The sequence below is a fragment of the Vibrio sp. S17_S38 genome, assembly GCF_014694375.1.
Taxonomy (GTDB): Bacteria; Pseudomonadota; Gammaproteobacteria; order Enterobacterales; family Vibrionaceae; genus Vibrio.
This window is the reverse complement of record NZ_JAAUWW010000022.1, coordinates 17,493-33,343: the sequence shown is the minus strand read 5'-3', so window position 1 is coordinate 33,343 and position 15,851 is coordinate 17,493. Positions and strand designations below refer to the sequence as shown.

13 protein-coding genes and 1 riboswitch are annotated in these 15,851 nt (G+C 41.1%); of the genes, 11 read left to right on the top strand and 2 right to left on the bottom strand.

Annotation, left to right across the window (positions count from 1 at the left end; all coding sequences use genetic code 11):
* Nucleotides 1–145: 145 nt before the first annotated feature.
* From HC725_RS14885 to thiH, 10 genes are all read left to right on the top strand, one after another.
* Nucleotides 146–1,318, top strand: coding sequence for a 3-phenylpropionate MFS transporter (locus HC725_RS14885; RefSeq protein ID WP_190332660.1), 1,173 nt, complete (start codon nucleotides 146–148; stop codon nucleotides 1,316–1,318).
* Nucleotides 1,319–1,444: 126 nt separating this feature from the next.
* Complete coding sequence (locus HC725_RS14880) at nucleotides 1,445–4,900, top strand: hybrid sensor histidine kinase/response regulator (RefSeq protein WP_190332659.1); 3,456 nt, start codon at nucleotides 1,445–1,447, stop codon at nucleotides 4,898–4,900.
* Nucleotides 4,901–4,924: 24 nt separating this feature from the next.
* Nucleotides 4,925–5,176 (top strand): hypothetical protein, encoded by a 252-nt coding sequence (locus tag HC725_RS14875; RefSeq protein WP_190332658.1) that lies wholly within the window; start codon nucleotides 4,925–4,927, stop codon nucleotides 5,174–5,176.
* Nucleotides 5,177–5,255: 79 nt separating this feature from the next.
* Nucleotides 5,256–5,639, top strand: coding sequence for a fluoride efflux transporter CrcB (gene crcB / locus HC725_RS14870; protein WP_190332657.1), 384 nt, complete (start codon nucleotides 5,256–5,258; stop codon nucleotides 5,637–5,639).
* A gap of 39 nt (nucleotides 5,640–5,678) precedes the next feature.
* Nucleotides 5,679–5,778: riboswitch (TPP riboswitch) on the top strand.
* A gap of 123 nt (nucleotides 5,779–5,901) precedes the next feature.
* Entirely contained in the window at nucleotides 5,902–7,860 is a 1,959-nt protein-coding gene (gene thiC, locus HC725_RS14865; RefSeq protein WP_274601408.1) for a phosphomethylpyrimidine synthase ThiC, read from the top strand.
* Nucleotides 7,860–9,200, top strand: coding sequence for a thiamine phosphate synthase (gene thiE / locus HC725_RS14860; RefSeq protein WP_190332656.1), 1,341 nt, complete (start codon nucleotides 7,860–7,862; stop codon nucleotides 9,198–9,200). The genes thiC and thiE overlap by 1 nt, the downstream gene beginning before the upstream one ends.
* Before the next feature lie 33 nt (nucleotides 9,201–9,233).
* Nucleotides 9,234–9,983: a HesA/MoeB/ThiF family protein gene (locus tag HC725_RS14855; RefSeq protein WP_190332655.1), complete on the top strand. Its 750-nt coding sequence runs from the start codon at nucleotides 9,234–9,236 to the stop codon at nucleotides 9,981–9,983.
* Between the two features lie 100 nt (nucleotides 9,984–10,083).
* On the top strand, nucleotides 10,084–10,284 hold the full coding sequence (gene thiS, locus HC725_RS14850) for a sulfur carrier protein ThiS (protein ID WP_190332654.1): 201 nt from the start codon (nucleotides 10,084–10,086) through the stop codon (nucleotides 10,282–10,284).
* Between the two features lie 4 nt (nucleotides 10,285–10,288).
* Nucleotides 10,289–11,116, top strand: coding sequence for a thiazole synthase (locus tag HC725_RS14845; protein WP_190332653.1), 828 nt, complete (start codon nucleotides 10,289–10,291; stop codon nucleotides 11,114–11,116).
* A gap of 10 nt (nucleotides 11,117–11,126) precedes the next feature.
* A complete protein-coding gene (gene thiH / locus HC725_RS14840) occupies nucleotides 11,127–12,239 on the top strand; it encodes a 2-iminoacetate synthase ThiH (protein ID WP_190332652.1) in 1,113 nt (370 codons plus the stop codon).
* A 144-nt stretch (nucleotides 12,240–12,383) separates the two neighbouring features.
* Here thiH and HC725_RS14835 read toward each other — a convergent pair whose 3' ends face one another.
* Nucleotides 12,384–14,180, bottom strand: a complete 1,797-nt coding sequence (locus HC725_RS14835) for an aminopeptidase P family protein (protein WP_190332651.1) — start codon at nucleotides 14,178–14,180, stop codon at nucleotides 12,384–12,386.
* A 345-nt stretch (nucleotides 14,181–14,525) separates the two neighbouring features.
* Between HC725_RS14835 and tsrA the strand changes: the two genes are divergently transcribed.
* Complete coding sequence (gene tsrA / locus HC725_RS14830) at nucleotides 14,526–14,819, top strand: H-NS-like global regulator TsrA (protein WP_190332650.1); 294 nt, start codon at nucleotides 14,526–14,528, stop codon at nucleotides 14,817–14,819.
* Nucleotides 14,820–14,874: 55 nt separating this feature from the next.
* Here the strand turns inward: tsrA and HC725_RS14825 are convergent, their stop codons facing one another.
* Entirely contained in the window at nucleotides 14,875–15,771 is an 897-nt protein-coding gene (locus HC725_RS14825; RefSeq protein ID WP_190332649.1) for a DMT family transporter, read from the bottom strand.
* Between the last annotated feature and the right edge of the window lie 80 nt (nucleotides 15,772–15,851).

Below are 15,851 nucleotides of genomic sequence, written 5' to 3'. Positions count from 1 at the left end.
TAAAAAAGCGTAAAGAATGAATCTGTTTATCACTTCACATCTCACAGTAATGCGAATTACTTTTAGCGTCGTGTGTTCTTTAGTGTGAATTCCTTTTTACGCTAGGCATAATACTTTTCTTTTATTTTTCAGAGTTTGTAGTCACATGTTTAAACCATCTCCTTTCGGTTGGGTCTCTCAGTATTTTGGCGGTTTCTTTTTTGCTTATGGGGTGTATTTACCTTTTTGGGGATTATGGTTTTCAGATCAAGGTGTTTCAGCCAGCGATATTGGCCTATTAATTGGTATCGGTTTTGCAACTCGGTGTTTAACCAATTTAGTCTTAACGCCACGTTTGCATAAAGTCGAACATTTAATGCCTGCTTTGCGTCTCTGTACCTTTGCCGCACTTCTTTTTGCTATTGCTTATTTCTTTACTGGTGGGAATTTTTGGTTGTTGGCTCTGGTGACCATTGGCTTTAATGCCTGCTTTGGCCCAGGGATCCCATTGTCTGATGCGATGGCGAATCACTACAGTAAATTAAAGTTATTGGATTATGGTCGCAGTCGCTTATGGGGTTCGGTCTCTTTTATTGTCGCGTCCACTTTAGTGGGATATTTAGTGGACGGTTTTGGTAGCTCGATGATCGTTTATACCGTGATTGGGGGGTTATTTGCTACGTTAATTTTATCGTTGCGCTCTCCGTCTGTATTACCCGTTTCTTCGGCTGATCTACACCAGAAAGCAAGACCAAAACTATGGGCAATATTAAAGCAACCTCATGTCATTAAATTCTTATTTTTAATTGCATTGATTCAAGGGTCTCATGCGGCTTACTACAGTTTTAGTGCGATTTATTGGAAACAGTTAGGTATTTCAGAGTCCGTTGTGGGCTATCTCTGGAGTATTTCAGTGGTGTCGGAAGTATTAATGTTTGCCTTTAGTGGTCGTTTGTTTGCCCATTGGAGCTTAAGAGCAATGTTTTTATTGTCGGCAACGGGTGTGATTGTGCGTTGGAGTGGGCTTGCCATTAGTACTGATGTTTTGCCGTTGGTGATATTTCAACTGCTGCATGGCGTGACATTTGCCGTGGCTCACTTTGCGACGATTCGTTATATCCAACAAGTGGATGATAATCAAATGGTGGCATTACAGGCTTTATATAATGCGATTCCAATGGGCGGTTTTGTGGCAGTGATGACGGCATTAAGTGGCTGGGGATTCCAATTATGGGATGGAGGCATCTTCTGGGTGATGGCTGCAATGGGCGTATTGGCATTATTTGTTAAACTGGATGAGCCAAAATCAGTAGTCGCTGCACAGATCCCAGTAAAATAGATTGAGACAAGCTTCTGTGCAATGCACAATTTAAGCCTCGATTCACGGTATTATTAATACTGGATTTGAGGCTTTTATTTAACTTCCGTATGGATGACGGAATATGGACAGCGGAACCGAGGTGTTATGCAAGGATGGATTGTAATTCCCGTATCACTGGCCTATTTAGGCGTATTGTTTTTAATTGCTTGGTACGGTGATCGTCAAAAAAGTTGGTTATTTAAATGGCGACCTTGGGTCTACAGTTTATCGATCGCGGTGTACTGCACCTCATGGACTTTCTTTGGCACGGTTGGGCAAGCCAGCTTAGATTTTTGGTCATTTCTTCCTATCTACCTTGCACCTATTATCGTTTTTACTTTTGGTTGGCGTATCCTCGCACGTTTAATCTTAATTACTAAACGCGAGCACATTACTTCCATTGCTGATTTTATTGCCGCGCGATATGGAAAGTCACAAGGTTTAGCCATTACGGTGACCTTAATCGCCGTGATTGGGATCTTGCCGTATATTGCATTGCAACTGCGTGGGATCACTATGGGGTTGGATTTAGTTGCCCCAAATTTAATGGATTACCTCGGGTACCAAGATCTGCAAGTATCGTGGTTTGTCGTTGGTGTGATGGCCATGTTCACCATGCTTTTTGGCACTCGCCATATTGATAATACTGAGCATCATCGTGGCATTATGATGGCGATTGCGTTTGAATCGATCGTTAAGTTGGTGGCTTTTTTATTGGTGGGCGTATTTGTGCTGATGTTGATCATCAACACGCCAGATATTTCACTGCCTAAACTCGCTCAGCAATATTATCAATCTCCCAATATTCCCACCCTTGTTATTCATATGTTTCTGACCATGGCTGCGATTATTTGTTTGCCGCGTCAGTTTCACACCACTATTGTTGAAAACGACCAAGCGCGTGATTTACACACCGCGCGACGAGTCTTTCCTGTCTATTTATTCTTAATGGGATTATTTGTACTGCCAGTCGCGTGGGCAGGGCAGCATTTCCTTCCTGGTACTAGCGCCGATGCTTATGTGATTAATTTACCTTTAAGCGTTGGCTCGGAAACTATCGCGTTGCTGGCATATTTAGGTGGAACTTCAGCGGCAAGTGGTATGGTTATCGTCTCCACCATCGCCCTGACTATCATGGTTTCCAATGATCTGGTGTGGCCGATGTTGTTGCGCCGTATGCGCCTTTCTAATGCGAAACCGAAGCAGATATCGGGATTGCTACTTAACGTAAGGCGAGGCTTGATTGCATTGTTGCTATTAGGGGCATGGGGCTTTTATCAAGTTTTAGATCGAGTTTCTTCATTATCGGTGATTGGTTTACTGTCGTTTGCGGCAATTGCACAATTTGCTCCGGCGGTTTTAGGTGGAATGTATTGGCGTAAAGGTAACCGTAAAGGGGTCTATGCTGGTTTGTTATTTGGAATGTTGGTGTGGCTCGCCACCTTAATGTTGCAAACTAATATGCTCGCGGGTAGTGATAAAACCAATTTGTTGCTGTGGTTATTAACACCACCAGAATGGTTGCAAATTTTAAAGCTTAAAGCTTCAGATTGGGGAATGGCACTCAGTCTTATTATTAATACGCTAGCTTATATATTCGTCTCTTTAATTACGCGATCCAGCCTAAGTGAGCGCTTACAAGCGGCTTCATTTGTTGGAACTCCATTACCTGAAAATGAAGATGTTAGCTTATATCAAAGTCGAGTAAGCGTGGCCGAATTAGAGATGCTGGCCTCTCGATTTGTGGGGCGTAAACGAGCTCGTCATGCTTTTCAATTATTTTGGAAACAGCAACAACATACCTTGATGCCACAGCAACAAGCATCCGCGCAATTGATCCGTCATACAGAACGAGTGTTAGCGGGAGTGTTTGGAGCATCTTCTTCTAGGTTAGTACTTACTTCTGCGTTACAAGGCCGTAATATGCAACTTGAAGAAGTTGCCGCGATTGTTGATGAAGCTTCGGAGCTGTATGACTTTAGCCGAGGTTTATTACAAGGCGCGATTGAGCATATTAGCCAAGGTATTGCGGTGGTGGATAAACAACTTCGATTGGTGGCTTGGAATCAACGCTATCTAGAGCAATTTGAATTTCCTCCGGGATTGATCCAAGTCGGAAGACCGATTGCTGACGTCATTCGTCATAATGCCGAGCAAGGATTATGTGGCCCAGGTGATCCTGATAGCCATGTGCGTCGTCGAGTAAAGCATTTAGAGCGCGGTACTAAGCACACCTCTTCGCGTGTACGTGAAGACGGTCAAGTCATTGAAGTGCAAGGCAACCCAATGCCGGGTGGTGGTTTTGTAATGAGCTTCTCTGATATTACCGCCTTTCGCCGAGCAGAGCAGGCACTCAAAGAAGCTAATGAAACCTTGGAAGACCGCGTTCAGGTTCGTACCCAAGAATTAGAAATCTTAAATACTCAGTTAATTTCAGCCAATCAAAGTGCTGAGCACGCATTGCAATCAAAGAGTCGATTACTTGCCGCGGTGAGTCACGACTTAATGCAGCCTCTCAATGCTGCGCGTTTATTTGCATCATCTTTGACTGAAACCGCACAAGATCAAAACACCAAACAATTTTCTGCTCATATTGAAAGTGCTTTAGGTGCGGCTGAAGATTTGATTGGGGATTTGTTGGATATTTCACGCTTAGAGTCAGGCAACGTTCCAACCGAAATCAAAAGCTTTGCATTACATGAAGTCCTCGATAATTTAGATGCAGAATTTAGCGTGTTAGCCACTCAGCAAAAAATAGAATTTAATCGAATTCCTTCAAGTGTTGTGGTGAAATCTGACCCTAAGTTATTACGTCGTATATTACAAAATTTGCTTACCAATGCTTTCCGTTACAGCCAAAAGGAGGATGAGCAAGCAAAAGTAGTTCTAGGTGTTCGACATCTTCATCGGCGTAGCCAAAACCCACAGATCAAAATAGAAGTTTGGGATAACGGTATTGGTATTCCAGACGAGCAACAAAGTGAAATTTTTGAAGAGTTCACGCGTGTGGATCAAAACCGAGCCGATCAAGGGTTGGGGTTAGGGTTGGCGATTGCTAGAGGCATTGCTCGGCTGTTGGATCATAAAGTTGAACTTCGTTCTTGGCCGGGTAAAGGTACCGTATTTTCCGTCACATTAGATGTGGGTATATTACTTCCCCAAAAACCAAGTTTAATTCCAACATTGCCTCATGCTCCTTTAGCCAATATTAAAGTGCTGTGTGTAGATAACGAGCCCGATATTTTATTAGGAATGAAATCTTTATTGGCACGATGGGGCTGTGAAGTAAAAACCGCGCTTAACTTACAGCAAAGCCTGCAAGCGATGGATAATGATTGGTACCCTGAAGTGGTTTTTTCTGATTATCATTTAGATAATGGACGAACAGGCTTAGAGGTATTATTGCATTTACGTAATCAATTGGGTGATGGCTTTGAGGGTGTTATTATTAGCGCCGATCGATCACCTGAAGTCAGTCAAATGATTCAGAACGAAGGATTTAAATTGCTCGCTAAGCCCGTCAAGCCGCTTAAGTTAAGAGCAATTTTAGATGGCTTATAAATTAAAAGAAGGAAGCACAAGATAATGATGGGTGAGTTTAAAACCAAACAAGGCGTATTGATTGAAATTTATCAAGGTCAAGTTCGTATTGCGATTGGTGGATTAGTAGTGACGGATAAAGTGGAGAATATTCACGCGATCACCATTACGGCGCTCGATGGTTCAAACAGTTTTTATTTAGCGGTCGATGATTCTAATGCATTGTTATTTTTAGACTCGCTAGAAGAGCTACAAGATGTGGCGAATATTCTGGGATTAGAGGTCGAAAAAAGCTAGAGATAGGAGCGGATAATTCCCCTCTGTTTGATGCAATCTATGTATGAATAAAATGTCTGTTTTTATCTGGGAGAGTATTGTGGGCCAGTTAGTTATTTTAAGTTATATCGCGTTAGGTGGGGCTGTCGGGGCTTGTTCACGTTATTTAATCTCTGAGTTTTGTGTTGCGTTGCTCGGAAGAGGCTTTCCGTATGGGACACTCACTGTGAATGTGGTCGGCTCGGCAATTATGGGACTTCTAATGGCAGCGATGCAAAATGGTGTGATTCCAGAGTCTCCTTGGCGATTGATTATTGGGCTAGGTTTTCTGGGAGCATTAACCACTTTTTCAACCTTCTCAATGGATAATGTTTTACTTATGCAGCAAGGTGCTTTCTTCAAAATGGGCTTAAACGTGTTGTTAAATGTCTTTTTGAGTATTTCAGCCGCGTGGGTGGGTTATCATTTTTTGATTAAAAACTAAGCTTAATATTGTTATAAATTCGTTATCGTCTATACTATTTTTCACTTGTCGGAGTGCCATAAGGCTGAGACCGCGTCATTGCGGGATCCGTGAACCTGATCAGGCTAATACCTGCGTAGGGAACGAGAGAAGAGTAATCCATATTACCCCTCTATTAATGTAGCTGTATTTTTATTTTGCAGATCTGCATTCTTGTGCATCAAAATCCGTCAAGCATTTACTCCCTTGGGAGCCCTAACTCAAAAAGTTAAAGGAAAATGCTATGTCGTCAAGTCGCAAACAAGCTCGAATGGAAGCAAAAAATTTCATTGAGTCTTTATCTGTTCAACCTTATCCCAATTCATCAAAAACCTATATTGAAGGTAGCCGCGTTGATATTCGTGTCCCAATGCGAGAAATTTCGCTCGCAGATAGCTTAATTGGTGGTGGTAAAAAAAATCCTGTCTTTCAACCGAATGAACCCATCCAAGTTTATGATACTTCTGGCTTGTATACCGATCCTGATTATCAAATCGACCTGTACACCGGCCTCCCGAAATTGCGAGAACAATGGATAGAAGAGCGCAGTGATACCGAAGTTCTAGTGGATGTCAGCTCGTCTTTCACCAAAGAAAGACTTGAAGATGAAACTTTAGATGATCTTCGCTATGGTAATTTACCCCGAATTCGTAAAGCTAAACCTGGCCAGTGTGTCACTCAACTTTATTATGCAAGACAAGGCATTATCACTCCTGAAATGGAGTTTATTGCGATTCGAGAAAATATGGGTCGCCAGAAATTTGTCGATGAACAAATGAACCAACAACATCCAGGTAATAACTTTGGTGCTAATTTACCCAAGGAAATAACGCCTGAATTTGTACGCCAAGAAGTAGCAGAAGGACGCGCGATTATTCCTTCTAATATTAATCATCCCGAATCTGAACCTATGATCATTGGCCGTAACTTTTTAATTAAAGTGAATGCCAATATCGGTAACTCATCGGTATCATCATCGATTGAAGAAGAAGTTGAAAAACTCGTGTGGTCAACTCGTTGGGGTGGCGATACGGTAATGGACTTGTCTACTGGTCGTAATATTCATGAAACTCGTGAGTGGATTTTGCGTAACAGTCCTGTGCCGATTGGTACGGTTCCAATGTACCAAGCATTAGAAAAAGTAAATGGTATTGCAGAGGATCTTAACTGGGAAGTGATGCGCGATACCTTGATTGAGCAAGCTGAGCAAGGGGTGGATTACTTTACCATTCATGCCGGTTTGCTACTTCGCTATGTTCCTATGACCGCTAAACGCGTGACTGGTATTGTTTCTCGCGGTGGCTCTATTATTGCTAAATGGTGTTTAGCGCATCACCAAGAAAGCTTTCTTTACACCCATTTTCGTGAGATTTGTGAGATTTGTGCCAAGTATGATGTGGCACTTTCTTTGGGCGATGGTTTACGCCCCGGCTCGATTGCAGATGCGAATGATGAAGCACAATTCTCTGAACTACGCACATTGGGCGAGTTAACCAAAGTGGCGTGGCAATATGATGTGCAAGTAATGATTGAAGGCCCAGGACATGTGCCTATGCATATGATCAAAGAGAACATGGATGAACAACTAAAGCATTGCCATGAAGCGCCATTTTATACATTAGGTCCCCTGACAACCGATATTGCACCGGGTTACGATCATATTACTTCCGGTATTGGTGCGGCCATGATTGGTTGGTTTGGCTGCGCTATGTTGTGTTACGTCACGCCTAAAGAGCACCTTGGATTGCCAAATAAAGAAGATGTGAAAACGGGTTTAATAACTTATAAATTAGCCGCGCATGCTGGGGATTTAGCTAAAGGACATCCTGGGGCTCAAATCCGAGACAATGCCTTATCCAAAGCGCGCTTTGAATTTCGCTGGCATGATCAATTCAATCTATCGCTCGATCCTGAAACTGCGTTGGCTTTCCATGATGAAACCCTGCCGCAAGAGTCTGGAAAAGTCGCGCATTTTTGTTCTATGTGTGGACCAAAATTTTGCTCGATGAAGATTTCACAAGAAGTACGAGAGTACGCTAAAGATACTAAACAGGTAGCAGCGGATCAGGCGATTAATATCAAGATGCTAGATGATCCGCTAGAAGGGATGAAACAAAAATCAGCTGAGTTCCTAGCCACAGGATCGGAGTTATACCATCCGGCGGTATCTCATCAGCCTGAAGAATCGGAGCAGGAGGTTTAATGATTAAGATTAAATTGCCACCACAGCATGATGATATCAAAGCGATATTCTTGCAATGCTTAAGCGCAGCTAACCAAGTCGGATTTGCCACTGATCATATTCAAGTAAGCAACAGTGGTAGTGGAGACTTTATTTATCACGATGGTATTAAAGACAATATATTTTCGGTGCAATTGAATGATCCTATTCCTGCTTTTGAGGAGGAGTCAGAGCTAACATCAAATGAACTGGCCTCAAACCTATCTCAAAGCGAAGCTCGGCATTTAGTGTATTTAGATGGCGCTTCACTGCCGACAGTATTGAATAAAAACGCCGTTTATATTGATGCACTATTTAATGGTGAGCATCATGATATTTGGCTTAATACTGAAGCAGAGTTTTGCGTTTTACGTTCAGCGCAGAAAATACATCTAGAACCACATCGTCATTTAGCGTGGTTCTTTGCTTGTCTTAGTTTGGATTTTCCTTTGGAAGATGCCTTAACTTTAGCGCGAGCGGCTGTATCGCATTCTCATATTTCATCATCAGAAAAATTGAACTCAGCAGATGCCGTGTTGAATGTTTCACGTGAAACATGGCCAAAAGAGCGCTTCTTATTTCCCGTGCCTTTATTGGTTAATGAGCGGGTAGAGCAGGGATTAGAACTTCAGTTTCAGTGGGAGAATCTTCAAGAGTCTTTGTTTGATTTTACTGAGATAGAAAGAGATAAATTTCGCTTATATCCAGTGGTGACGGAATTTACTCAAATTGAAGCGTTACTCAAGTTTGGAGTGAAAACAATTCAGTTACGAATTAAGGCCCCTGATCAAAGTGACTTAGAGTGGCAAATTGAGCAAGCGATAAGACTTGGGCGTGAGCATGATGCGCAAGTTTTTATTAATGACTACTGGCAACTTGCCGTTAAGCATAAAGCCTATGGTGTGCATTTAGGGCAAGAGGATTTACTTACCGCAGATTTAGGAGTAATTGAACGGTCAGGTTTACGATTAGGTTTATCGACGCATGGTTACTATGAAATCCTAAAAGCGGCACAGATCAATCCTAGTTATATTGCACTTGGGCATATTTTTCCCACGCCAACTAAACAGATGGTATCAAGACCACAAGGACTGACTAGGCTGCGCTTATATCAAGAAATGATCAGTAGCCTAGTACCAAGTGAGCCAACCGTTGCGATTGGTGGAATAGATTTATCCAATGCTCAGCAAGTTTGGCAATGTGGTGTAACGAGTTTGGCCGTTGTGCGTGCCATTACTCAAGCTCCTGATATACAATTAGCCATCAACCTATTTGCGCAAATTATGCAAACAGATGAGGCATGTATTGCTGAATCAGCATAATTGGATTTGAGCTTAATTTTTAAAAGGCTACTTATGAACGATTTACAGTTTCAACGCTATCAACGTCAAATTATGGTTCCTGAAGTTGGGGAGTCAGGGCAGGAGTTATTGCTTGCCAGTAAAGTACTGATTGTTGGGTGTGGTGGATTGGGTTCATCGGTCGCCTTATATCTTGCTTCTGCTGGTGTAGGTCAGCTGGTCGTTGCCGATGGTGATTGTGTTGAATCGTCTAATTTACAACGCCAAGTGATTTATCGTGAGTCCGATGTTGGTGTGAATAAAGCGAAAGCAACGGTTAACCAAATCAAGCAACTGAACTCTAGTAATAAAGTACGCAGTGTCGAGTCATTTTTAGAAAGCGACAGGCTAAATTTAGAAGTGATGATGGCGGATGTAGTACTAGATTGCAGCGATAACTTTCCCACCCGTCAAGCGGTTAACAAGGCATGTGTTGAATCGGATACTCCATTGATTTCAGGTTCAGCTATTGGCTGGGTCGGCCAGTTGATGACATTTGATTTTAGGCAAAGTAAGCAACCTTGTTATCACTGCGCCGTGCCGTATCAAGATGATAGTGCGGGATTGAAATGTTCTGAAAATGGGGTAATCGGCCCAGTAGTTGGAACGTTAGGCAATTTACAAGCACTAGAAGCGATCAAGCTCATCACTCAAAACGCCAAGTTAAAGCCGAATGTCCTAAATCTCTTTGATGGGCAATCATTAACTTGGCAAAAATTTAATATTAGCGTGGACCCTTCGTGTCCTATTTGTAGTCACTTATAGATAAAATATAGGTTATTAATAATCGATGACTGAGATTATTGTGACTATTTTAATAAGTAAATAAGTTGAAGGGAACGCGTTCAAATTCTTAGGAAAGAAGATGAATGTAATGATTAATGGAGAAGCCATCGCATTGGATGTGCCGGTTTCTCTACAAGGACTCATCCAAGATTTAAAGGTTGATATCAAGAATATAGCCATCACGGTAAATAATAATATTGTTCCAAAATCACGTTGGCATGAAGTGCATGTTAATTCTGGTGATGATATTTCACTTTTCCAAGCAATTGCAGGGGGCTAATTTTATGAATACTCAACCATCTTATCAAGGTTCAAATCTTAGTATCGAGCCTGATACTTTCGGCTCTGATTCTCTTGTAATTGCAGATAAAGTATTTACTTCTCGCTTATTCACCGGAACCGGAAAGTTTGCCAATAAACACACGATGGCTCAAGCATTGGCAGTTTCAGGCTCTCAATTATCTACAATGGCGTTAAAGCGTGTCAATATACATAATCAAGACGATGATATTTTACAGCCACTAATAGAAGCAAAAATTAACCTATTGCCGAACACTTCTGGTGCAAAAAATGCCAAAGAAGCAATTATGGCAGCAGAGTTGGCTCGTGAAGCACTCGGAACCAATTGGTTAAAGTTAGAAATCCATCCCGACCCTAAATATCTGATGCCTGATCCAATTGAAACATTAAAAGCGGCAGAAGAGTTGGTTCGACTTGGTTTTGTGGTGCTACCATATTGCCATGCCGACCCTGTTCTTTGTCGTCATCTTGAGCAAGTTGGTTGCGCTGCCATCATGCCGCTCGGTTCACCGATTGGATCGAATAAAGGCTTAGCATCAAAAGATTTCTTAGAAATTATCATTGAGCAAGCTAACATTCCTGTGATTGTTGACGCAGGGATTGGAGCACCTTCACATGCCGCCCAAGCGATGGAGTTAGGCGCCGATGCTGTATTGGTTAATACCGCTATTGCTGCTGCTAGTGACCCTATTATGATGGCGAAAGCATTTAAGTACGCAGTAGAAGCGGGGAGATTAGCTTACCGTTCAGGATTAGCTGGCGCGAGTCAAAAAGCGATAGCTTCCAGTCCATTAACGGCATTTTTATCTTAGGTGGCTTGTGATGAGTTATATTGATGAATTTAAAAAATTGGATTGGGATAGTATTAAGCTGTCGATTTACAGTAAAACGGCGGAGGATGTTGAACGTGCTTTAGTTAAACCAAAGTGTGATTTAGAAGATTTTAAAGCGCTAATTTCACCCGCAGCTGAATCGTATTTAGAAGTCATGGCACAAAAATCTTATGCGTTAACACGTCAAAGATTTGGTCATACGATGGGATTTTATATACCGCTTTATCTTTCTAATCTTTGTGCTAATTCGTGTAGCTATTGTGGTTTCTCCATGGACAACCGAATTAAGCGAAAAACGCTAGATCAGAATGAAATTAGTGACGAGATAGCGGCAATCAAAAAGATGAAATTTGATAGTGTCCTATTGGTGACTGGCGAGCATGAAACCAAAGTCGGTATGAATTATTTTCGACAAACGCTGCCGTTGATTAAAAAGTCATTCAGTTATCTAGCAATGGAAGTTCAACCGCTTGATCAAGATGATTACGCTGAATTGAAAACGTTAGGGTTGGATGCGGTGATGGTGTACCAAGAAACTTATCATCCATCGACTTATGCCTTGCATCATTTACGTGGCAATAAACAAGATTTTTATTATCGGCTAGATACACCAGACAGATTAGCTAAAGCAGGTATCGATAAGATTGGTATAGGTGCATTAATCGGATTGGAAGAGTGGAGAACCGATTGTTTCTTTGCGGCTAGTCACTTGCACTATTTGGAAAAGCGGTATTGGCAAAGTCGATACTCAATTTCTTTTCCGCGATTAAGACCATGCGAAGGTGGAGTTCAGCCAAAATCAGTAATGTCAGATAAACAGCTGGTACAACTTATTTGTGCTTATCGTTTATTTAATCCACAGGTTGAATTGTCATTATCTACTCGTGAATCACCTGAGTTTCGAGACAATGTTTTAGGTTTGGGAATTACTAGCATTTCGGCCGCCTCAAAAACACAGCCAGGTGGTTATGCCAATGATGATATTGAGCTTGAGCAGTTTGCGATTAGTGATGAGCGCTCTGCCGCATCGGTAGCAGAAGCGGTGAAATCTCGTGGTTATGAAGCAGTATGGACGGATTGGCATCATGCATACTCTGGCTAATTAGTGCTTTAATTATAGTTTAATGTTTCACGTGAAACATAAACTAAAGGCCCACAATTGAAGCTTATTGTGGGCCTTTTTATTTTTGTCTATTCAAGTCGTGCTGGCTTATTCCGTACTAGTTTAGCGATGTTTTGTTAACCCTTAATTTACGGTATAAGACAATGGGGCAGTCGCTTGTTCTAGCCATAATTTCACTTCACCTTCAACCAGAGGACTCAAATCGTTCCATACTTTTTGATGATAGTCGTTTAACCAAGCTAACTCCGGGCGGTTCAACATATCAATATTGATGGCTCGAGTATCTATTGGGCAACGAGTTAAAGATTGAAAACCAAGTAATTCAAGATCGCCATCCGACTCAACATCACCAATCAGTTCTAAGTTCTCGATACGAATACCAAATTCATCCGTACGGTAATAACCCGGCTCATTGGAAACTACCATTCCAGCTTGCAGAGCTACGCCGTTGTAAGCAGGGGAAATACGTTGTGGTCCTTCATGTACACTTAAAAAGTGACCAACACCATGACCAGTACCATGATCGTAATTGTAACCTTTTGCCCACAAGAATTGACGAGCTAATATATCAAGTTGACTACCCGTCGTGCCTTTTGGAAAGCGTGCACTTGCTAAAGCAATATGACCTTTTAGTACCAAGGTAAATTGTTGCTTCATGAAGTCACTTGGTTGCCCAATAGCGACGGTACGTGTGATATCCGTAGTGCCATCTTGATATTGGCCACCTGAATCCACAAGATACAAACTGTTGAGTGAAAGTTTACCAAATTCAGGTTGATCAGCATGGTTGTAATGACACATCGCTGCATTACTTCCGGCTGCGGAAATAGTATCAAAACTTAAGTCAGCAAGCGTTGAGTCTTGCTCGCGATAGTATTGAAGTTTGGCCGCCAGAACATCTTCATCATGCATTTGACCTTGTTCAACTTCTTTATCTAACCAACTTAAAAAGCTCACCATGGCAACACCATCACGTACATGGCAATTGATCATTCCTTGTGCTTCTACTGAATTTTTACAAGCTTTAACGAGTAAGCATGGATCGGCTGCAGGATGGATAATGGCATTATGCTTTTGTAAGGTCAGAGCAAACCATGCGTTACTGGTATTTGGATCAACCAGTACTTTTTTATTGGCGAGTGTAGAGAGAATTTTCTCTAGATCCTTTGGTTCATGCACTCGTACATTTGGGCCAACATGTTGAGTGAAGTTACTAGGAACACGATGAGCGGCAATAAAGAAATCTACACTTGAGTCTTGATGAATAATGGCATGACTTAATAATACTGGCAGACGAGAAACATCTAAACCGCGAATATTGAGCAACCAGCAAATAGAATCTAATTGAGTAAGAAGCGCAGCATCGGTATTGGTATGTAGAAGGGTGTCGGCAATGTGCTGACGTTTTGCCACACTCGATTGACCTACTAATTCAATATCCATTAATCGCATCGTGGATTCAATCGGATCAGGACGATCTTGCCAAATAATATCAATCGGATTTTGATCGACACTGATCATGTTTAAATGATCAGACACTTGTAGCGATGCTTTTTCAAACCATGTAGCTGAGTGCATTTTAGGATCGATGGCTAAGCGGGCATCCTTTTTTAAGTTTTGGGTTGCCCAAGTTAGTGGTGGCTCTTGTATTAAATGATGGTAAGAGAAAATATCACTTGGTGTTTGTTTAGTCACTTGAATCGTATAACGACCATCGACAAAAATCGCTGCTTGCTTTTGAGTGATGATGGCCGCGCCTGCAGAGCCGACAAATCCTGAAATATGAGCGAGGCGTTCATTATGTTCGGGAATATATTCGCCGAGAAATTCATCTTCGTGAGGAATGATGATGGCGTCTAAATTATTGGCAACCAACCATTGGCGTAAAGCTTGAATACGATCTGAAATATGGCGTGACATGTTTTATCCTTAATATAATGTGCGGCATTGTAAGTATCTTTTTATTACTGTCATTTTTGAGATACAGCCTCATCTTAACATTAACTTTTCATTGTTAAAGTGAAGTATAAAGAAAAATAGCATCATAATTACAGCTTATAAGTTTATGATTTTCAGATTGGAGAGAGCGCTTGCAGGTTTCACGTGAAACCATATTTGATAGCTGTACTTTTTACTTTAGGAAGAAAACTACCAATATAAATAAGTGATTTTATATACTGAATATAATTTGCCAAAAATAATAGGAAGCGTATATTTAAGGGCTTCAAAATATAAAATATCCTACTCTGGAAAATCAAATTACTTATGTCTATGACCACTTATGAAATGGCTCGAATCTTAGAGCAGCTAGAAGATAGCCCTGAAAAAGTCATGTATGGAAAGTTACTGGCTGGATTGGGAAATCAAAGCCAAGAGAGAATCCGCAGTGCCGCTAAACAAGTACCCCTAGAAAATCTAAGAGATATTATTTATCAATTTCAAGTAGTTTTAGAATCACGTAAAGATGAACATATCCAACAGATTGCGCAAGAGATGAAAGATCAAGGATTTTCAGTTGCCGAATTACAGCAGTTTCTCGCTAAAAAACAAGCCATATAATAAAACCCAATCGCCATAAATATATCAATTTAATCAATAAGGTTGGTCGGATAGTTTAATTTCGTTTAAATTTAATTTGCTGAATCATCAAACCAATTAAAATAAATATTAAGCCAATAATTGTCGATGGATAGATTGTTTCGCCTATGATTTGAGAAAGTAATAACAATGAAATAAATGGCGAAAGGAAAATAAAGTTACTGATACGAGCAGTATTGGACGTTAACTTTAATGCACTCAACCATAAGATAAAAGTGATCCCCATTTCAAACAATCCCACATAAGAAACTGCCATCCAGCCTTGCCAAGTAATCTGGCTCCATGGATGACCTTCATACCAAGCCAAGCTAGCCGAAAATGGCAATGACACTAAGAAACCAAGTAATACCACCACGACAGGATCAGATTTATTTTTCGTATTGAGGATCCAATAAGATGCCCATAAAAGTGTGGATAATAAGGCAAGAGTAATGCCAAGAGGGCTGTCAAAATTAAGCTCGAATAAATCACCTTTCGTTGCTATCACCAAAACGCCAAAGTAACCTAAACCACATGCGAACCAATCTTGGCGACGAATTTTTTGACCGAGAAAAACTGATGCCATTAAGGTTAATGTAATTGCCCAACTGTAATTTAAAGGCTGTGCTAGAGAGGCAGGTAAAAGCTCATAGGCTTTAAATAATATTAAGTAATAAGCGAAAGGATTGATTAATCCAAGTAAAAGGAAAAACCAAGGGTTACTTAAAAAGACGCAGCCTATTTGCTTAAGCTTTCCTTGATAACCACAAATTAACAGTAATGTGATGGCGGAGACAAGGCTTGCGATTGCTAACATTTGAATTGGGCTAAACTGCGCTAATGTAAGTTTAAAAGCCGTGGCCACCGTTGACCAAAGTAATACCGCACAAAGTCCAAGAATGATGGCGGTACGTTCATTTTTTATATCGCTCATTGGTTATCCATTTCAATGTTAGTAAGGAAGATTTGACAAGAGACTGGACATTTATACAGTATCTAATATTATTTATGTAA